The sequence below is a fragment of the Acinetobacter sp. CY73 genome, from assembly GCF_059515865.1.
Genome location: NZ_JCAKMZ010000044.1, coordinates 1 through 18,252 on the forward strand (window position 1 = coordinate 1; position 18,252 = coordinate 18,252).

Annotated in this window: 21 protein-coding genes, 1 rRNA gene and 1 pseudogene; 15 read left to right on the top strand and 8 right to left on the bottom strand. The window is 38.3% G+C overall.

Translation table 11 applies throughout. The annotated features are described in order from the left end of the window. A partial coding sequence (locus tag AC5YD2_RS15090; protein ID WP_496125492.1) for a transposase family protein occupies positions 1–330 on the top strand: 330 nt, incomplete at its 5' end. 24 nt (positions 331–354) lie between these two features. After that, positions 355–927, top strand: coding sequence for a hydrolase (locus AC5YD2_RS15095; protein ID WP_496127109.1), 573 nt, complete (start codon positions 355–357; stop codon positions 925–927). 79 nt (positions 928–1,006) lie between these two features. Here AC5YD2_RS15095 and coaBC read toward each other — a convergent pair whose 3' ends face one another. Next, entirely contained in the window at positions 1,007–2,272 is a 1,266-nt protein-coding gene (coaBC, locus tag AC5YD2_RS15100; protein WP_496127110.1) for a bifunctional phosphopantothenoylcysteine decarboxylase/phosphopantothenate--cysteine ligase CoaBC, read from the bottom strand. A 123-nt stretch (positions 2,273–2,395) separates the two neighbouring features. Here coaBC and radC point away from each other — a divergent pair, with 123 nt between their 5' ends. Then, entirely contained in the window at positions 2,396–3,091 is a 696-nt protein-coding gene (gene radC, locus AC5YD2_RS15105; protein ID WP_496127111.1) for a RadC family protein, read from the top strand. 96 nt (positions 3,092–3,187) lie between these two features. Beyond that, on the top strand, positions 3,188–4,099 hold the full coding sequence (locus AC5YD2_RS15110) for a bestrophin family protein (protein ID WP_496127112.1): 912 nt from the start codon (positions 3,188–3,190) through the stop codon (positions 4,097–4,099). Positions 4,100–4,379: 280 nt separating this feature from the next. On the opposite strand, the gene AC5YD2_RS15115 is transcribed toward AC5YD2_RS15110, so the two are convergent. After that, positions 4,380–5,231, bottom strand: coding sequence for a PHP domain-containing protein (locus AC5YD2_RS15115; protein WP_496127113.1), 852 nt, complete (start codon positions 5,229–5,231; stop codon positions 4,380–4,382). Positions 5,232–5,274: 43 nt separating this feature from the next. On the opposite strand from AC5YD2_RS15115, the gene AC5YD2_RS15120 reads away from it, so the two are divergent. Genes AC5YD2_RS15120 through mnmC form a run of 4 tightly spaced genes read left to right on the top strand, consistent with a single transcriptional unit; the run spans position 5,275 to position 8,719 of the window. Further along, positions 5,275–5,889 (top strand): inner membrane-spanning protein YciB, encoded by a 615-nt coding sequence (locus AC5YD2_RS15120; RefSeq protein WP_496127114.1) that lies wholly within the window; start codon positions 5,275–5,277, stop codon positions 5,887–5,889. 41 nt (positions 5,890–5,930) lie between these two features. Continuing rightward, entirely contained in the window at positions 5,931–6,236 is a 306-nt protein-coding gene (locus AC5YD2_RS15125) for a YciI family protein (RefSeq protein ID WP_496127115.1), read from the top strand. 1 nt (position 6,237) lies between these two features. Next, the gene (locus tag AC5YD2_RS15130; RefSeq protein ID WP_496127116.1) at positions 6,238–6,732 is read left to right on the top strand and encodes an SH3 domain-containing protein; all 495 of its coding nucleotides are present in this window, start codon (positions 6,238–6,240) and stop codon (positions 6,730–6,732) included. A gap of 34 nt (positions 6,733–6,766) precedes the next feature. Further along, positions 6,767–8,719 carry a bifunctional tRNA (5-methylaminomethyl-2-thiouridine)(34)-methyltransferase MnmC2/FAD-dependent 5-carboxymethylaminomethyl-2-thiouridine(34) oxidoreductase MnmC1 gene (gene mnmC / locus AC5YD2_RS15135; RefSeq protein ID WP_496127117.1) on the top strand — a complete coding sequence of 651 codons (1,953 nt, stop codon included), beginning with the start codon at positions 6,767–6,769 and terminating at the stop codon, positions 8,717–8,719. On the opposite strand, the gene AC5YD2_RS15140 is transcribed toward mnmC, so the two are convergent. Continuing rightward, positions 8,716–9,165: a hypothetical protein gene (locus AC5YD2_RS15140; RefSeq protein ID WP_496127118.1), complete on the bottom strand. Its 450-nt coding sequence runs from the start codon at positions 9,163–9,165 to the stop codon at positions 8,716–8,718. The two genes, mnmC and AC5YD2_RS15140, sit on opposite strands and share 4 nt — an antisense overlap. A 117-nt stretch (positions 9,166–9,282) precedes the next feature. Continuing rightward, the gene (locus AC5YD2_RS15145; RefSeq protein WP_496127119.1) at positions 9,283–9,597 is read right to left on the bottom strand and encodes a rhodanese-like domain-containing protein; all 315 of its coding nucleotides are present in this window, start codon (positions 9,595–9,597) and stop codon (positions 9,283–9,285) included. Positions 9,598–9,688: 91 nt separating this feature from the next. Here AC5YD2_RS15145 and AC5YD2_RS15150 point away from each other — a divergent pair, with 91 nt between their 5' ends. From AC5YD2_RS15150 to AC5YD2_RS15160, 3 genes are all read left to right on the top strand, one after another. Then, complete coding sequence (locus AC5YD2_RS15150) at positions 9,689–10,177, top strand: YajQ family cyclic di-GMP-binding protein (RefSeq protein WP_496127120.1); 489 nt, start codon at positions 9,689–9,691, stop codon at positions 10,175–10,177. Between the two features lie 32 nt (positions 10,178–10,209). Continuing rightward, positions 10,210–10,716, top strand: coding sequence for a DUF4442 domain-containing protein (locus AC5YD2_RS15155; protein WP_496127121.1), 507 nt, complete (start codon positions 10,210–10,212; stop codon positions 10,714–10,716). 156 nt (positions 10,717–10,872) lie between these two features. Beyond that, entirely contained in the window at positions 10,873–11,370 is a 498-nt protein-coding gene (locus AC5YD2_RS15160) for a nuclear transport factor 2 family protein (RefSeq protein WP_496127122.1), read from the top strand. Between the two features lie 122 nt (positions 11,371–11,492). Here the strand turns inward: AC5YD2_RS15160 and AC5YD2_RS15165 are convergent, their stop codons facing one another. Continuing rightward, the gene (locus tag AC5YD2_RS15165) at positions 11,493–11,915 is read right to left on the bottom strand and encodes an acyl-CoA thioesterase (protein WP_496127123.1); all 423 of its coding nucleotides are present in this window, start codon (positions 11,913–11,915) and stop codon (positions 11,493–11,495) included. A 12-nt stretch (positions 11,916–11,927) separates the two neighbouring features. After that, positions 11,928–12,368 carry a thioredoxin TrxC gene (trxC, locus tag AC5YD2_RS15170; RefSeq protein WP_496127124.1) on the bottom strand — a complete coding sequence of 147 codons (441 nt, stop codon included), beginning with the start codon at positions 12,366–12,368 and terminating at the stop codon, positions 11,928–11,930. Between the two features lie 402 nt (positions 12,369–12,770). Between trxC and AC5YD2_RS15175 the strand changes: the two genes are divergently transcribed. The 4 genes from AC5YD2_RS15175 (at position 12,771) to AC5YD2_RS15190 (ending at position 16,352) form a co-directional block, all read left to right on the top strand. Further along, positions 12,771–13,106, top strand: a complete 336-nt coding sequence (locus tag AC5YD2_RS15175) for a protein tyrosine phosphatase family protein (RefSeq protein ID WP_496127125.1) — start codon at positions 12,771–12,773, stop codon at positions 13,104–13,106. After that, positions 13,099–13,524 carry a protein tyrosine phosphatase family protein gene (locus tag AC5YD2_RS15180; RefSeq protein WP_496127126.1) on the top strand — a complete coding sequence of 142 codons (426 nt, stop codon included), beginning with the start codon at positions 13,099–13,101 and terminating at the stop codon, positions 13,522–13,524. The genes AC5YD2_RS15175 and AC5YD2_RS15180 overlap by 8 nt, the downstream gene beginning before the upstream one ends. Before the next feature lie 204 nt (positions 13,525–13,728). Beyond that, positions 13,729–14,898 (top strand): hypothetical protein, encoded by a 1,170-nt coding sequence (locus AC5YD2_RS15185; protein WP_496127127.1) that lies wholly within the window; start codon positions 13,729–13,731, stop codon positions 14,896–14,898. A gap of 77 nt (positions 14,899–14,975) precedes the next feature. Continuing rightward, complete coding sequence (locus AC5YD2_RS15190; protein ID WP_496127128.1) at positions 14,976–16,352, top strand: dihydrolipoyl dehydrogenase; 1,377 nt, start codon at positions 14,976–14,978, stop codon at positions 16,350–16,352. A gap of 5 nt (positions 16,353–16,357) precedes the next feature. Here AC5YD2_RS15190 and AC5YD2_RS15195 read toward each other — a convergent pair. Beyond that, positions 16,358–17,938 (bottom strand): annotated as a pseudogene (locus AC5YD2_RS15195) (Na/Pi cotransporter family protein). A 195-nt stretch (positions 17,939–18,133) separates the two neighbouring features. Next, positions 18,134–18,248 (bottom strand): 5S ribosomal RNA (gene rrf / locus AC5YD2_RS15200). Positions 18,249–18,252: the final 4 nt, after the last annotated feature.

The following is an 18,252-nucleotide window of genomic DNA, read 5'->3' on the forward strand; positions in this document are numbered from 1 at the left end:
GGTAGTCAACATGACATTAAATTGGCAAGAAAAACGATTGCAAAATTCAAGCATTGTGAATATGTGGTTACTGATTTAGGGTATCATGGACTAGAGGAGCGTGGATTTAAGCTATTGACTCCTATTAAGAAAAAGAAGAATTCTGCCTTATCTGATATTGAGAAAAAGTACAATAAAATCATTGGAGAAATACGAATTGTGATTGAACACATCAATCGTCAATTAAAAACATTTAGAATATTGAGTGAACGCTACCGAAATAGACGCAAGCGATTCGGTTTACGCATTAGCTTAATCGCTGCACTGGTAAACCGGATAAACTTGCAATAATGACTTTCGCAAGAGGTCTAATTTATGATGAATACCTATATCCAATCTAATCCAGACGCTTTATGCTTTCCCTCATACAAATTAAAATCCAAAGAATTAAAAAGCATGCCTTTTACTCCGCTACATTTGGGAATTGGAACCAGCTTAAAAGCCGCTCAAAAAAATCACTTTAGTTTTATGGTCTTTGCGGGTACTCAAATTTTGATGGATATTGAGCCACTTATTGGCCTTATTTTAAAGTGGGATACTTTGCATCTGTATACGCATAATCTTTTAGGTGCACTAGTGATCGGCGGCGTTGCCGTTGTATTTGGGCGACCAATCAGCCAATTTATTTTGAAAAAATTAAGCTATAAACATTGGAAAATCACTTGGAAGGTTGCCATTTCAAGTGCTTTCCTAGGAAGCTTCAGTCATGTGCTGTTGGACGCGCTCATGCATCATGATATGTATCCATTTTTCCCATTCAGTATGCGCAATCCATTGCTTAATCTAGTAGATTACAATGTAGTTTTTTGGGGATGTATTTTATGTTTTTTGATTGGCGTTACCATTTCCATCGTAAGAATATTTCACGATAGAAGCCTAAAATTTTGAAGTTAAATCACTGATAAATATCGATCAAAAAAGACCGCTAACGCAGTCTTTTTTATATGAAGATAAATCGATCTAAAAATTAGACAGGATGTTTGTCTTGATGCAAGGCATCATGAATCGCTTCTACCAATTGCTGAGCAATTTCCTGTTTAGATGCTTTCTCTAAATCACGTTTTGGCATGTCATACTGATCTGCAAAGAAAACCGTCATGGCATTTTCATCGGATGCAAAGCCAATATCCGAGCGTGATACATCATTACACGCAATCATATCGAGCTTTTTATTGACGAGCTTACCTGCAGCATATTCTTCAACATTACGTGTTTCAGCAGCAAACCCGACCATAAATGGACGCTTTTCCTGTTGAGCAATCGTTGCCACAATATCTGGGTTTTTAACTAAAGAGACAGCAAGTTCATCGCCAGCTTTCTTAATCTTATGTTCTGCCACTTCAGCAACACGATAATCCGCCACTGCTGCCGTCGCGATGAAGACATCACAACCGTCTTTGAGCTGTTGCATACTTAAGTCAAGCATTTGCATCGCAGAAGACACATTTTTGCGTAATACGCCATTTGGCGTATCTAAACTCACAGGCCCTGCAATCAAGGTCACTTGCGCTCCTGCTGAATAACATGCAGCCGCTATCGAGAAACCCATCTTTCCTGTGCTGTGATTGGAAATATAACGGACTGGGTCAATGGCTTCACGCGTGGGTCCAGCCGTAATGGTGACTTTTTTACCTGCCAGCAAACCAAATTTTTCAGCGATTGCACGTTGTGCTTTATGAAAATATTCACGGACTTGCTTGGCTAAGTCTTCCGGTTCTGGCATACGTCCTAAACCAACATCACCACATGCTTGTGAACCTGCTTCAGGTAAAATCACATGCACCCCATCTTCAACCAAGGTATTCAAATTACGCTGTGTGGCTTTGGCTGCCCACATTTGTTGATTCATTGCGGGTGCAACCCAGACAGGCGCTTTGGTTGCTAAATATAAGGTACTGAGTAAATCATCGGCTAGACCACAAGCAAACTTGGCTAAAGTGTCACAGCTTGCTGGCGCAACCAAGACTAAATCTGCCCAACGTGCCAGTTCGATATGCCCCATACCTGCTTCAGCTTCGGTATCCAACAGCTCCGTATGGACAGGATTACCAGAGAGTGCTTGGAACGTTAAAGGCGTAATAAAAGCCTGTGCCCCATGAGTCATGACCACACGGACATTAAAGCCATAATCTTTTAAACGACGAACTAAAATTGCACTTTTATAAGCGGCGATGCCACCAGTGACAGCAAGAATAATATTTTTATTGGAAAATACACTGAGATCGAAACTCACGATCAGGCACCTTTCTATTGCAGTGGCGCTCACAATAGCATTAAATAATTGCGTTCCCAAGTCATCTGACTGGGTTAAATGCAAACTCATCTAAAATAAATCGAATTAAAACAGAGAATAATAATGAGTCAATCCATTAAACAGTGGCCTGAACAAGAACGTCCTAGAGAACGATTATTACAGCAAGGTGCAGAAAGTCTTTCCGATGCAGAGCTACTCGCCATTTTCCTTCGATCAGGTTCACAACAACATTCTGCTGTAGAATTATCTCGTTTACTTTTACAACATTTCGGCAGTTTAAATGCGGTATTTGATGCCACACTGACAGAGGTCAGCAAATTTCATGGCATTGGTAATACCAAATACTCTCAACTGATGGCGGTGAAAGAGCTCGGACGGCGATATTTGAAAAATCACCTTAATCAAGGTGCAGACTTAAGCCGTTCAGATTTGATTAAAGACTATCTTCGCTATGAGCTGTTGGGAGAACAACAAGAAGTCTTTGCTGTGTTGTGTTTAGATGCTCAGCTCAGAAAAATTAATTTTAAAAAACTGTTCTATGGTTCACTGAACTCTTGTTCTATTTCCATGAATCAATTGCTGCGACATGCCCTTCATCATCATGCGACAGCCATTGTGATTGCGCACAATCATCCGCATGGAACGGCGCAACCCTCAGTTGAAGACAAACAACTCACTCAAGAGATACAGCATGCTTGTGAGCTGTTAGAAATTAAGTTGATTGATCATCTGATCATTGCACCTGAGCAAAATTTTTCCTTTGCGGAGCATCGAATGCTAATGCCATCAAGTTTTTAACTTTTGGTATAAATACTAACAGTGGTCGCTAAATTTGGATTGACAAGTTTGATCGAAGTGTTGAAGATCATAAAAAAATTATAGACCTTATAAATCATGATTGTTCGCGATCAAAACGATACTTTAAAACTTTTATTTTCTTGGCGTGGCACGATTTTACCAAAAGTACTACCGCCATTGGGGCTGGTCATGTTGATTTCCGCAATTGTCGGCGGAATTGAATATATTGACCTGTATCGCTTTCCTGAAATTCCTCTCGTCGGCTTTACATTAATTGGCGTTGTGTTGTCTATCTTTTTAGGCTTTAAGAACACCGCCTGTTATGACCGCTGGTGGGAAGCACGTAAACTTTGGGGCATGCTGATCGCCAACGCTCGTCACTTTGACCGTGATTGTCGTATTCTACCTCAAGGGCGTCGTGAACGCGTGGTACAACACGTGATTGTCTTTGCCAATGTGTTACGTGATCGCCTACGTCATCAGACTGTGAGTCCTGATGCACTCCATCAAACCAGTGGATTAAGTCAACAAGCCTTAACGCAACTTTATCAACAAAATAACGCACCACAATACACGCTCAGTTTGATTCAATGGGAACTCATGCTCGCGCTGAAAGAAGGTGAAATTTCAGACATTATCTACACGCAAATGAATGCGCATGTGACTGAACTCAGTTTGGTACAAACAGGCTGTGATCGTATTGCGACCACGCCTTTACCATTTGCCTATTCTGTACTTCTGAACCGTACCGTTTATTTTTTCTGTTTCTTATTACCCTTTAGTTTAGGTTCAGTTTTGGGTCTGGCAACACCTTTATTGGTGGGAATCTTGGCCTATACCTTTTTAGGATTAGATGCTTTAAGTACGGAAATTGAAGAACCTTTTGGTACTCAAAGTAATGACTTACCGCTCGATTCAATGGTCCGTACCATTGAAATTGAACTGTTAGGCACTTTAGGTAAACCAACGCCACCACCGATTCAAGCCCAGGATCATAACTTGCTTTGATTTACGCGCTTCTCAATCCCCCTCTCGACTGGCTCTACTAGACGAGAGGGAAACTAGAGATTAGTTTTCATTAGACTTCTTTCATAACTCATTTTTTGAACACTAAAATTTAAGATAGAAGCTCACTCTCCTTTCAGGAGAGGGATTAAAGAGAGGTTATTTTATGTTTAAAAGCCCTCATCCTAACCTTCTCCCAGAGGGAGAAGGGACTTTCATTGCTCATTAAGATACGAGTCAATGATCATTTTTTGATTTTTGTAAGAACTGTATTTTAAAATGATTAAACAAAACTTTCCCAAATCCCCACTTGCCCTTCTTTAACTTTGGGAATATTGCCCAGTTTGATCCATGGCATATTATCGCCATGAAAATCACTTCCCACAGAGACCTTTAAATTAAACTGCTCAATCATTCGATCCACCATTTGGCGTGTTGATACAGGCTCAATTGCAGGTGGAAGTTCGATTGCATCACCTCCACATTGCGCGAATAATTCAATCAAATAGCGCACATTGGTTGCAGATAAATCATAGCGTGTTGGATGAGCCAAAACTGCATAGCCTTCGCTCTCATGAATCACCTGAATCGTTTCTTTCAAACCTAGGCCATCAAACTTGACATAGGCTTTTTTACCTTCTTTGATGTATTTATCAAAAGCTTGCTGAGGACGACTCACCACACCTTGAACCACCAATGATTTTGCAATATGAGTTCGAGTGACCCGATCCGCTTGACCATCCACTTGCGCAATGACATCAGGATAAATATCCATACCGATCAAAGGGATTAAAAGATCACAAATTTGCTTAGAACGTTCAGCGCGAATTCTTTTTTGTTCTTCTAAGACCTTAAGCAACGGCGCAGGATTTTGCATGTTTAATGCGACAATATGCACGCCATAACTTTTATGGGTCGAAGGTCTAGACCACTGACTTGATATTTCAACCCCTGAAATAATCTGAATTGGCTGATTTTTTGCAATATTTTCAGCCAGAATTAAGCCATCCATGCTATCGTGGTCAGTCAATGCAAGTGTATGAATGCCTTTTTCCAAAGCAGCATGCACCAGTAACTCTGGTGACAATGTCCCATCAGAAATATTGCTATGTGTGTGTAAATCTACGCCTTGCATCTTTTATACTACCCATTCACCTGAACAGAATAGATACTTTAACATGAAAGCACTTTTAGACTTTGTGCCACTCATAATTTTCTTTTGGTTATATAAAACTGTAGACCCTAAAGATACTGAACATCCATTATTACAACTCATCGGTTCTGCAGGTGGTGTAGATAACAATAATATTCTGGTGGCAACCACGGGACTCATCATTTCCATGTTGGTTGTTTACGGTGCTTTATTCGTTAGACAAAAATTTCACCTAGATAAACAGCAGTGGATTGTGTTGTTTATGACCGTGATTTTTGGTGGCATTACTTTAATGCTCAGCGATGACTTTTATATTCGCCTTAAAGCAGCGATTTTGAATTTTGTCTTTGCGGGTGCATTTATCCTTTCACCGTATATTGGTAAAGATAAAAAGCCACTCATTCAACGCCTATTTGGTCCAATTTTGAATCTGACAGCACAAGGTTGGAAAAAACTCAATTTGGCATGGGCACTGATGTTTGTGGGTATGGCTTCCTTGCATATTTTCTTTGCATTTATCTTTATGGACGGTAAATATTGGGGTGAATTTACAGCTTTTGGTGACATGATTGTGATGTTTTCATTTATCATTATCCAGTTTATTGTGTTGCGTAAATACTTTAAGTCAACTGAAGAATAAAACGCTTTAATCAAGGCTTAGCTTAAGAATAGAGAGATTAAATGGCTTTATTTGTTGTCACCTGTACCGATCGTGAAGGTACTGTAGAAAAACGTCTAGCTACTCGTCCTGAACATTTGGCTCGACTTGAAAAATTAGATGCGGAAGGGCGTGTCATTGTTGCAGGTGCGATGCCAATCGACCGTCAAAATCCACAAGCGGGTTTTTATGGAAGCACTTTAATTTTGGATTTCGACAGTCGTGAGGAACTTGATGCATGGTTAGCCGATGAACCGTTCTTAAGAGAAGGGATTTACGAAAATATTGATGTCAAACCTTTCAACAAAGCTCTACCTCGTGGAAACTAACATGCGTGTTTTCACTCAAGCGATCCTGTGTTTTTCCTTATTCAGTTCTACAGCATGGGCTGTTACTGAGATACCTGCTGTCACTACGACCCAGCAAGCAGCTGTTGCACCAGTCACTGAACCTGTAAGGGCGCAGAATGCCAATCCGACAGCAACATCACCGACTGCCCAAACCGCAACGACTGCTCAACCAGCAAAACCGCTGACTGCTGAACAAATTGCCAAACAAAAAGCAACAGCTGAGGCCAATGTTAAAGCGCTCGTCAAAAATCAAGCGACTCGTTTAGAGCAACTTGAAAAAGCCAATTTGGATGCTTTGACACAGAATCAAGAATTACAGCTTAAAAATGATAATTTGGGTGTTCAAGTTCAAGTGTTACAAAGTGAGCGGAGCGCACAAATGTTTTTATACGGCGCGGCAACCATTGCTGTTGGCATTTTTGTGGGTTTCTTGATCGCAAGTTATATTTATACCAAACGTCGTCGTCAGTGGTAATCCGCTGACAATATGCTTTTAAAGGTCAATTGCGTTGTCTAAAGCCATTCAAACTGCTGATCTCGATTGGCAATCTATCGATGGAATTGAAATTCCAGTCTCAAAAATTTTTGGTGATGTTTATTTCTCCAAAGACAATGGTCTACTCGAAACACGCCATGTTTTTATTAATGGTAATGACTTACCCGAACGTTTAGCTGACCTGAAAGGCTTTGAATATTTCTGTGTCGGTGAAACTGGCTTCGGGACAGGTTTAAACATCCTCGCTCTCTGGCAATTGTGGCAAGATGTTCGCCCAGATAATCACAGCCATTTACACGCCATCAGTGTTGAAAAATTTCCGCTGTCCAAAGATGATCTGATTCGTGCTTTAAATGCATGGCCTGAACTTGCACATTTATCTAAACAACTCATTGAGCAATATCCGCTTGCAATTGCAGGCTGTCATCGTATGTATTTCCCTAATGAGCGTTTTAGCATTGATTTATGGTTAGGTGATGCACACGATGTTTTTCCAAACATGCTGAGGACCTCCCCTGTCAATGCATGGTTTCTCGATGGCTTTGCACCTGCGTGTAATCCTGATATGTGGGAAGAAAATGTCCTCAAGCATATTGTTCGCTTATCTGACATTGGAACCACATTTGCATCCTTTAGTGTGGCTGGAGTACTCAAGCGAGGCTTAAAACAACACGGGATCAGCATTTCACGTCCACGCGGTTTTAAACATAAACGTGAAATGTTAAAAGGCATTTGGTTAGGTTCTCGTCATGATCCAGTAATCGAATCCGATCAACGTGCACCTGATATATTAAGCATCGAAGAAGATGCGCAAGATCCTCCACTAAGATGCATTAAACTAAGTGATACATATCAACAGCGCCAGATTGGCATTATTGGCGCAGGAATCGCAGGTTTAAGCTGTGCCTACGCATTTGCACAGCGCGGTCATCAAGTACACATATTCGACCAGTCAGCGCCTTTAGCAGGTGGATCGGGTAACCCTCTTGCATTGTTGAACCCAAAACTTTGCCCGATCGAGCAAAGTGCTGCACATTTAATGACTTTAAGTTGGCAACATGCCATTCGTCATTATCAAAAATTCAATGCGTTTCAAGCGATTGCTGTTCAACAAATTGCTCAAAAAAATCCACAAGAATTACTGCGTTTAAAACAACAGTATCCTGAACACGTTTTAACGATTCAAAACGCTACGGGTTCTGCGTTAGAAACCACTTTTGACAGTTTGAATTTAAATATTGCAGGTGTGATACAACCCAAAGTATTTGCTGAAGAGGTTTTAACACATCCCAACATTCAATTTATTCAAGCTCAAGTTACAGCGTTGGAAACACTTGATAATCATTCTGTTCAATTGATTTCAGAGACTGAGATTGAGCAACATTTTGATCATATCATCGTCTGTTGCGCACGAGATTCAAAACAATTCTTTGAAGAATTTCCAGTATTAAAACCCATTCGTGGACAAGTCAGTTGGTTGAATAATTCCAAGCATGTTTTAGATCGAGAACAAGCCTATAGCTATGGTGGTTATTGCATGCAATTGGATGCAGAGCAATTGATTCTAGGTGCATCTTTTCATCCTGATCGTGAAGATACTGAAATCCAAGCTGAAGATCATCAACACAATTTAGATTTACTGGCAGACGTATTTCCAAAATATGCTGAAAAATTAGTCTCGATCGATCAATGGCAAGGTCGTGCTTCTGTTCGAGCACAAAGTCTAGATTACTTCCCTCTGCTTGGGAAAGTTCAAGATCATCGCGAAATTTATACATTTTCAGGATTAGGGTCGAAAGGTTTTTTATATGCACCACTATGTAGTGAAGTGCTGGTGGCGGAAGTATTAAATCAGACCTGTCCAATTCCAACAGCGTTATATCAAAAACTGACCCCTAAACGCTTTCAGAAAAAAGTGAAGAGTAAAAAGCCATACTACAAACCTTCAAAGAATGATGAAGCCTAACTTTCCCTCCCACAAAGTTCCATTTTCAGATGTTGATTATCACCAAAACTAAAAAAGCGACAATATGGATCTTCATTACTTCTTATTGAATCAATAGGAACTTGCCACCAATACCAGCTAAAATCAAAAATAATAAATTGCCCAACAAATGCCAATAAATAAAAACCACAAAAGAAGAATAGGACTAAAAAAACCACAGGGTGAAGAAAAAATACCTTGAGCCGACTGTATTTCAACAAACAAAAAATGCCGATTGCGCAAATGACAATATTAAAAATATAAGGAAAGAAATAGAGCTGAAAATGGTTAATAATTGATGCAGAACCCCAAGTCCAAATAAATTGATAACGATTTTCTGCATCGTAAACACTAACAAGATGAAAATAACTGACAATAAATAACGATAGCCACAACACCAAGAACAACTCTAAACAATTTTTATCCATTCATTAATTTTCATTATGGTTATTCAATGTTGACTTTGTTATTAAATTATTTTTGATTTCTTTTCGATTTGATATTCATTTTTATTTACAAAAAAGCGCCTTACGGCGCTTCATTTTTTATGAGCCCTGTTCTAAAGGAATGCCTGCATCACGAACTGCACGCGTCCCTCCCATCAGAACCACATAATCTCTTGAGCTATCAAAGCCTTCTAGCTTTTCTGCTGCACGAGGTGCTTTACTTCCACCACCACATAAAATAAATATCGACTGATCCGAGTCCACTTGAGTCAAGCTTTGTTCGGTCAAACTATCAATCGGTTTGTTTACTGCCCCTTTGATATGACCTTCAGCATAAGCTTGTGTATCACGAACATCCCAGATTACTGCATTTTCTGGGAACTCAAATGTTGTAATTTCTATTTTACGGATCATTGCGCACTCCTTTGATGTAAACAACACTTGGCAAATGAAGAAAACATCCCTAGCATCTCAGATATTCTTTCCCTTTGTAAAGGTCTAAACTATGCCTTCTTTCGATATTGTTTCAGAATTAGAGATTTTTGAAGTAAATCATGCAGTTCAAAACACTGAAAAGGAAATTGCAACACGTTTTGATTTCCGTGGTCAAGATGTCAAAATTGAACTCAGTGAAAAAAACAAAGAGATTAAAATCTCGACTGAAAGTGATTTCCAGTGTGAACAAGTTTATACCATGCTTGAAAATCACTTTTTCAAACGTAAAGTCGATATTCAAGCCCTTGATCCACAGAAAATGACGGCTTCAGGTAAAAATGTGATTCAAATCATCAAACTAAAAGATGGACTTGACTCTGATACTGCAAAAAAAATTAATAAAGCCATTAAAGAAAGTGGCATCAAAGCGCAATCTTCTATTCAAGGCGATAAGATTCGTGTAACAGATAAAAAACGCGATACATTACAACAAATTATGGCGTTTTTAAAAGAACAACAATTCGGTGTTCCATTACAATTTAATAACTTTAAGGACTAATCACCCTTAAATACCCATCATAGGAAAGGATTATGGCTCAAGGCAATCGTTTATCTAAACTGGTAAAAACGACCTCTAAATTTCCGCAAGGAATTCGAAGTATGTTGTGGAGTAAAGCTTTTGGTCGTGTCGTTCCTATGGTGGGTTCTGCCAAACTACGCTATCTAGAAGTCACCCACTCCAAGGTCGTGGTTAAAATAGAAAATCATAAAGCCATGCAAAACCATATTGGTCAAGTACATGCCTGTGCGATGGCATTGATCGCAGAAACCGCAACTGGCTTTGTCACAGGCATGAATGTCCCTGACAGTTCAATCGTCCTGATCAAATCGCTAAAAGTGGATTTCAAACGTCCCAGTCAAGGTGCGATGACTGCAACAGCGACACTCACAGAAGAACAGCAAAGACTCATGCAGCAATCTGAAAAAGGTGAAACACTGGTTCAAGTCACTGTGACAGATCAATCTGGACAAGAACCAATTCAATGTGAAATATTGTGGGCTTGGGTATCCAAAGCTCAACTGAAAAATAAATCATAAAAAGTCAATAAATATAATTAAAACTTACCTTTAGGTAAGTTTTAATTTAACCATATTACAAAAAATTCCACACACTTCTACACTATATCAATAGACCCCAACTCACCCAAGATCATGATTCACTATTTAATATTGATGATTCGATCTGAGGTTAAAATGAAAAAAATAATTCTTCCGCTCCTTGTTCTTTCATGCGTTGGACATGTTTATGCCCAATCCCCGACCAGCTCTTCAGAAAAAAAACACCAGATTCAACATATTCAATCTGAACTTGAATTAGCCGAGAAAAATAAAAAAATTGTGACTGATTTTTATCAGGGTGTTTTTATAAAACATCAGGTCAAAGCGTATTCTGATCAATATATTGGTAACCGTTACATTCAACACAACCCACACGTACCCAATGGTAAAGCGCCCTTTGTAAATTATTTTACGCAATATTTTAAAGAAAACCCTCAAGCCAAAAACACCATTAAGTCAGTCATTGCCGAAGGTGATCGCGTAATGCTTCATGTCCATTCAACACAGAATGACCAAGATCGTGGCACTGCAATTATTGATATTTTTAGAGTAGAAAATGGAAAAATCGTCGAGCATTGGGATGTCCAACAGGATATTCCTGAAAAATCAGCCAATTCAAATACGATGTTCTAGGTATGAGCTGATTCAATTGATTTAAGCATTTAATGCATGCATTAAAAAACCAACATTATCCGAGAATCATGTTGGTTTTTATAAACCTATCTACCGCTTGAAATCACTCAACTTTTTAAGTCTTAAGCTGTTTGTGACTCAAGAAAACTTTGCTTAACATCTTCAGGAATTTGACGTTTGCCCCCTTTGACATCCACAGCAACAAAGGTAAAGACCCCTTCTGTCACGCGTTTCGCTTCACGTGAACTATCATGACTGTCCCACACTTCAATTTGCATTTGAATAGAAGTGTTTCCTACCTTTAAAATTTTGGTATAGCAAGTAATCACGTCTCCTACTTTAACAGGGACTAAAAAGGTCATTTCATTAATAGAAATCGTTGCACAGCGCCCTTTACTAAAACGCTCAGCGTGAATTGCGCCTGCCAAATCCATTTGTGAAACAATCCACCCCCCAAATACATCACCGCTCCAGTTTGTATCGGCTGGCATTGCGATGGTTTGTAGAGAAAGGATACCTTCTGGTTTTACATGAGATTCAGACACGCGAACTCCAAGTTAAAATGATGAATGAAATGCTTTTAACTGCTGATCAAGCCATTCTTGTAGCTGATTGGCACGTAGCGCACCGCTTATTCTAGCAATTTCTGTGGTTTTATTCATTAAAACCAAGGTGGGAATACTACGTACATTAAACGCACTACTCAATCGTGGATTGGCTTCTGTGTCAATCTTAGCAAAGACCACTTGAGGATTCGTTTTAGCCACTTCAGCAAAATGTGGTGCCATCATTTTGCAAGGTCCACACCACTCCGCCCAGAGATCAACCAAGATGGGTAAATCGCTGTTACTTACAAAGTTACTAAAATTTTGCTCATTCAGGTCAATTGGCTTCAAGGGAATCAGAGATTGATGACATTGACCACATGCAGGTTGTGAACTCAACTTTTCTTCTGGGACACGATTTTTCGCACCACATTCAGGACACACAATAATCATTCGTTCACTCCAGTATTTGTTCTAAAAAAGATAATTGCGTCGAAATTGCTTTTTCCAACCATGGTCAATCATAAATATCAAAATGAGCTATTTCCCACTCATGATACTGAACAGTTGAAGCCATATTTGTAGCTGCTTGTTGACTGGCTGAAATAGCTGTTTAATGAACACTATTCCTAGATTTTATCAACACTAGCATTCACTTTTTAAAATATAAGCAGTGAGATGAAATCTAAAATCTCAATAAAGTACTCATATCACTGTATAAGCATGCCTATGCAGCCCATTTCATGCATATTTTTTATGTATTTTCTTTAATTTTATAAGCAGTATATCAACCTCAATATATGCTTGATGCTATGATATTCACAATAATCTTTTATGTACTTTGGGAGTGACAAGATGAGTGAAAATGTCGGCTTTGCAGGTCAAATCAGCCCTGAACAACTATCTCAAGTTGTCGAAAAAGGATTCAAATCTGTTATTAACAATCGTCCAGATATGGAAGGTGGTCCTTCTCAACCGACCAGTGCTCAAATTGAAGAAGCAGCACGTGAAAATAATTTAGATTATGTTTTCCAGCCTGTTGTCGCTGGTCAAATTACTGAATTCGACGTCCGTACATTCGCAAATCACTATAATGAATTACCCAAACCAGTATTAATGTTTTGTCGTACAGGCAATCGTTCAAACAATTTATATCAACTTGCAAAACAAATGGACTTGCTTGATGACTAAGCGGGTTTTTCAAGTCATTTTATTGAGCTTAATCTGTACGATTCCCCCTGTTACATTTGCGAATGAAAGTGCTTTAAGCCAAGCTCTGAATGAAAATGTGAGCGTTACAGGACAAATGACTACTGAGAAATTTCAAAAGTTGCTCCAGCAAGGTTTTAAATCTGTCATCGTTAACCGACCTGATCAAGAAGTTGGCAACATGACATCCGCTTCGGAGTTAAGAAATCTTGCTGAACAGTCCAAGCTCAGCTTGATTTATCAGCCTGTCCTAAGCGGTCGAATTTCTCAGCAAGATGTTCATGAATTTGCAAAGTATTACAATAGCTTACCAAAACCTATACTTTTGGTATGCAAATCAGGAAGTCGTTCTAAGGTATTATTTAATCGAGCTCAATCTTTAGGTTTGATTAATGAATAAAATCTTACTCATCATTCTATGTACATTTCTATTGGCGAGTTGTAGTTCCATGAATGTTCGACCTACAGTAGGTGTATCGGTTGGTAGTGCGTTATAACCTTATAAGAATTAAATAAAGATGAATAATGGCGCTATATGCGCCATTATTATTGTGATATCTTTACAGAAATCTAACAAACTATATAAGTAAAATTTGAGGGGATTATGAAGTACATATCAAGTGTTTTAACTTTATCATTAGTTAGCTTGTTGTCAGCTTGCGGTGGTGGGGATAGTAATTATTCTGTCCATACGTCAGATATTGGTTTTAGTGATGAATCTAATTCCAATAATCAAAATAATACGAATCAAGATAAAGAAACACAGGATAAAGCTTTTTTTGAAAAGCATATCAATCAAGAAGGAAGTATCTTATTTGGTTTACTTGACAGAAATGATCCTGCTACCCCTAAAGGCTTTATTGACCACGGTCTAGATACATTTGGGAATGGTGTACTTAATCTGGCAATTAAAGTTCATCAAGAGTTTTCTCCAACCTCTCATCTTTTCACTTACTATAAAGATTGTCATCCGAATAAAGAAGAAACTCCAGATAATCAGTCATCTGGCTCAGAACCGATACCATCTGTACCTGAACAAGAACTTCCGACTTTAGGTTGTTACGTTATTAGTGGAAATAACATTAGTACACTATTAGCCAACGATAAAAATTATAATGATTGGTCATTTATAGTAACTAAAGATGACTTAAACAATTTACAACCTAAAGAAATGCTAAGCTCTTATATTGGTCAGACCTCTGTCATCATTTATGAAAATCAAAATCTAGACAAGAAATTTAACAATATTGTCGTCACAGGTAAATTTAGTTATCCTTACATGCAATCTTGGGGCTTAACGCAACAAAAACAAATTAGATTTGTTAGTATTCCTGATGCTGATGGCTCCAATGGTGGATTCAATATTTATAATGACCCAACATCTAATGATGGAAAACTTTATGTTATTCAAGCAGATTCAAGCTACTCTGTCTTAACGAATGACAATCCTAATACCCCAAATATTGAACCTGTAACTTTAACAGTACACTCAACGCCTGGTGAGTTAATTTCGAGTTTCAGAATTCGAAATGATGGCACGCAAATTCTTTCTTTACCCAATGTATCTGCTATTTCTGGCCAACGTTTAGAAAATGAAAACCCTTCAAAAAATAGTAAAAGCATTAATGGCAGTATTTATATAGAAGGTATAAATGTTTTTAACTTCCTTCAATCAACTTCTGGATCTACTATTAAGTACAATCACAAATTGAATTTAACTGCCGATGAAAAAACTGTCGAAGCTACCGTAAGTGGTACTACAGCTATTAAATAGTTTTAATAAACCAAAGCCCTCTAGATTGAGGGCTTTTTTTATGTCAAATTGAATCAAACACACATATAAGACGATTTATGTACGACATTATCATTATTGGTGCTGGTACAGCTGGTATTTCAGCTTATAAAGAAGCCATTAAACATACTCAAAACATCCTAATCATCAATGATGGCCCCTGGGATACCACCTGTGCACGTGTAGGATGTATGCCAAGCAAGGTCTTGATTGCTGCTGCAAATCGAATGCATGATATTAACAGTGCTCATCTTGTCGGACTTTCTGTGCACTCTACGATAGACACATCTGCAATCATGAGCCATGTACGTCAATTAAGAGATCGCTTCACCAAAGCAACGCTTAAAGATGTCGATTCATGGGATGTAAAACACAAAATTTCTGGCAAAGCATCATTTGTTAATTCAAATACTGTCCAAGTCAATCAGCAGACGTATCAAGCTAAAAGTTTTATTCTTGCCGTTGGTTCAACACCCAATATTAATCAAGAATGGAAAGATGAACTTGGTGATTTACTCATCACTTCTGATCAAGTCTTTGAACTTGAAATGCTACCTAAACGACTCGCTGTGCTTGGAAGTGGAGTCATCGCGATTGAACTTGCTCAAGCAATGCAACGTCTTGATGTTGCAACAACAGTGTTTGCTCGAAGTAAAAAAGTTGGATCGCTCTCCAGTCCTGACTTACAAACGCTTGCCCAAGAACTAATCAGCGAAGAATTGGATATAAAATACAAAATTCTTCCTGATCAGCTCAAAAGGGTAGGACAAAAAGTTGTGGTTCATTTTAATGAACATGACGAAGCCAAACAGATTGAAGTGGATTATGTACTGAATGCAACAGGTAGAACTTCATTGCTAGGTACTTTAGATTTAAACAAAATAGATGCGCAGTTTAATGATTTAAAAAATTTACCAGTAAATCCAATATCGAAACAACTTGGCAATTTTCCGATATTTGTCACCGGTGATGCTTATAGCACAACGCCTATCCAGCATGAAGCAGCACATGAAGGACGAAAAGCTGTTCATAATTGTTTGAATTTCCCAGAAATTGCTCCAATCAAAACATTAGTCCCACTAGGTATTATGTTTAGCTCACCAGAAATGGCCGGCGTTGGTAAGACTCATCAATGGCTCACAGAACATAACATCAAATTTACCATTGGCTTTGCATCTTATGAAAAGCAAGGACGAGCGATCGTCAATGGTAAAAATAAAGGTGCAATTGAAGTCTATGTAGATTCTCAAAGCAAAAAACTATTAGGTGCAGAGCTTTTAGTCATAGGTGCTGAGCATCTAGCACATCTATTGGCTTGGGTGATCGCTCAAGAACTTACAATAGACGAAATTTTAGATAATCCCTTTTACCATCCAACCATTGAAGAAGGTTTAAGAACAGCACTTAAACATGCGCGTCGACAATTGGCAAAATGAATATATCAATCTCGCTCCTTTAAAACGCTTGCTAAACGTTTCGTATGAGCAATAACACGTTCGAGCCAACGCTGTGCTGCCAAAATTTCTACATTTTTGGCAGCTGAAAGTTGTTGTTTTTGAGCAGTCAATATTATTTCACCACGATAATCTTCTCGATTATCATCAGACCACTGTTTTAAATCCGATAACTCGTGGTAAAAATTTTGAATGTTTGAAAGATTATTCTCTTTGAAAAGCTGAATACTATAGCGATCCAATATTGCAATATAATCCAATGCCAATTGATAGATTTTAGGGTGATTTTGAAGAATTATTGCGCTGTTTAACTGCTCTAAATCACTGCGGAATACGCGTACATAGACAACTAAGCGTGAAAGATATATCAGTTTTTTATGATCATGTTCAGACTCAGGTAGAACGATATTATCTAAATATCTATTTAATTCATTCAAAAGATCATCAAATTCAATTAGCTTTTGCTTAGTGACTAATTCTTTATATTCTATAGCTTTTTTTATAGACTCTAGCTGAATATACAAATATTGATAGATCACCTGTTGTGCATTTTGTATTGCAATAGCAGGAATAGCCAGACTCACTTGATCCAATTGATGCACTAATGTCATCTGTCGTTCTGGAATGATTTTGATTAATAGTAATTCGAATTGTTTCAAAACTGGAATAAAGAAAAATGCACCTAAAATACTGAATACGGTATGAAAGCTCGCTACGATAAGTACATCATCTAAATCGCTAAACCACAACCAATGACGTTCTAGATACTCAAAGACAGGGATCAGAAAACTAAAGGCCAATACAGCACTAACCAAATTAAAGATCACATGCACGGCCGCAGTACGTTGTGCAGCAATACTTGAACCTATTGCTGCTAGTATTGCAGTTGCAACAGTACCAATATTTTGTCCAATAACCAATAATAATGCTTGTTCAAGCTGAATAGTATCGCTTGCTAAAGCTGCTAATGTGACAGTGATTGCTGCACTTGATGACTGTAGTAACACTGTCATGGCAAGTCCAATAAAAATTAACAGTATCTTGGAGAGAAAATCTTTGGTGGTAAAAATAGATAAATCTACTTTACCTGCTATGTCTGACATGGCCAGTTGTAATTGATCTATACCAAAGAAAATTAACCCAAATCCTGCAAGACATAATCCAATTAAAGCAATTCGTCCGCGTGTTAATAGTTTTAAAATTGCACCGATAGCAATTAAGGGTAAAGCAAAATTTGTAATTGAAAATTTTACACCTAATAAAGCGACTAACCAACCTGTACTGGTCGTACCAATATTAGCTCCAATGATTACCCCCATAGACTGATTAAATGTAAGTACTCCTGCACTTACGAATCCGATAGTCGCTAAAGTAGTCGCTGTTGAAGATTGTAGAATTAAAGTGAATCCAATCCCTCAAAATAAGGCCTTATAAACGGATCCCGTAAAACGCACTAACCAAAGGCGTAAAGTTTCACCTGCCAAATCTTTAATACTGTCAGTTAACAGACTCATTCCCAGCAAAAAAAGCCCAATACCACCTGCAAGCTGTACTAGCACGCCAACCACTTAGTACCTATTTATTAGGTTAAATTTCATTAATTTAAGCATATTTCCTTTATTTTTATAAGGATTATTTTTTTTGATGATTTAAGACACTTCTTCAGCACCTTTCAGCTCTGAGTGTTACTTCACGTAATTTTTAGAATGCTTTAAACATAAAAAAACACCCCCTGCACGAGTCAGGGGGTGTTTAGAATAATGAGCTGGCGATGACTTACTCTCACATGGGTAACCCCACACTACCATCAGCGCAAAGAGGTTTCACTTCTGAGTTCGGGAAGGGATCAGGTGGTTCACTCTTGCTATTGTCGCCAGCACAA

Bases quoted from the DNA above. Each gene is read 5' to 3' on its own strand.
- AC5YD2_RS15095 (WP_496127109.1), top strand. From the start codon at position 355: ATGATGAATACCTATATCCAATCTAATCCAGACGCTTTATGCTTTCCC.
- radC (WP_496127111.1), top strand. From the start codon at position 2,396: ATGAGTCAATCCATTAAACAGTGGCCTGAACAAGAACGTCCTAGAGAA.
- AC5YD2_RS15110 (WP_496127112.1), top strand. From the start codon at position 3,188: ATGATTGTTCGCGATCAAAACGATACTTTAAAACTTTTATTTTCTTGG.
- AC5YD2_RS15115 (WP_496127113.1), bottom strand. From the start codon at position 5,231: ATGCAAGGCGTAGATTTACACACACATAGCAATATTTCTGATGGGACA.
- AC5YD2_RS15120 (WP_496127114.1), top strand. From the start codon at position 5,275: ATGAAAGCACTTTTAGACTTTGTGCCACTCATAATTTTCTTTTGGTTA.
- AC5YD2_RS15125 (WP_496127115.1), top strand. From the start codon at position 5,931: ATGGCTTTATTTGTTGTCACCTGTACCGATCGTGAAGGTACTGTAGAA.
- AC5YD2_RS15130 (WP_496127116.1), top strand. From the start codon at position 6,238: ATGCGTGTTTTCACTCAAGCGATCCTGTGTTTTTCCTTATTCAGTTCT.
- AC5YD2_RS15140 (WP_496127118.1), bottom strand. From the start codon at position 9,165: ATGGATAAAAATTGTTTAGAGTTGTTCTTGGTGTTGTGGCTATCGTTA.
- AC5YD2_RS15145 (WP_496127119.1), bottom strand. From the start codon at position 9,597: ATGATCCGTAAAATAGAAATTACAACATTTGAGTTCCCAGAAAATGCA.
- AC5YD2_RS15150 (WP_496127120.1), top strand. From the start codon at position 9,689: ATGCCTTCTTTCGATATTGTTTCAGAATTAGAGATTTTTGAAGTAAAT.
- AC5YD2_RS15155 (WP_496127121.1), top strand. From the start codon at position 10,210: ATGGCTCAAGGCAATCGTTTATCTAAACTGGTAAAAACGACCTCTAAA.
- AC5YD2_RS15160 (WP_496127122.1), top strand. From the start codon at position 10,873: ATGAAAAAAATAATTCTTCCGCTCCTTGTTCTTTCATGCGTTGGACAT.
- trxC (WP_496127124.1), bottom strand. From the start codon at position 12,368: ATGATTATTGTGTGTCCTGAATGTGGTGCGAAAAATCGTGTCCCAGAA.
- AC5YD2_RS15175 (WP_496127125.1), top strand. From the start codon at position 12,771: ATGAGTGAAAATGTCGGCTTTGCAGGTCAAATCAGCCCTGAACAACTA.
- AC5YD2_RS15180 (WP_496127126.1), top strand. From the start codon at position 13,099: ATGACTAAGCGGGTTTTTCAAGTCATTTTATTGAGCTTAATCTGTACG.
- AC5YD2_RS15185 (WP_496127127.1), top strand. From the start codon at position 13,729: ATGAAGTACATATCAAGTGTTTTAACTTTATCATTAGTTAGCTTGTTG.
- AC5YD2_RS15190 (WP_496127128.1), top strand. From the start codon at position 14,976: ATGTACGACATTATCATTATTGGTGCTGGTACAGCTGGTATTTCAGCT.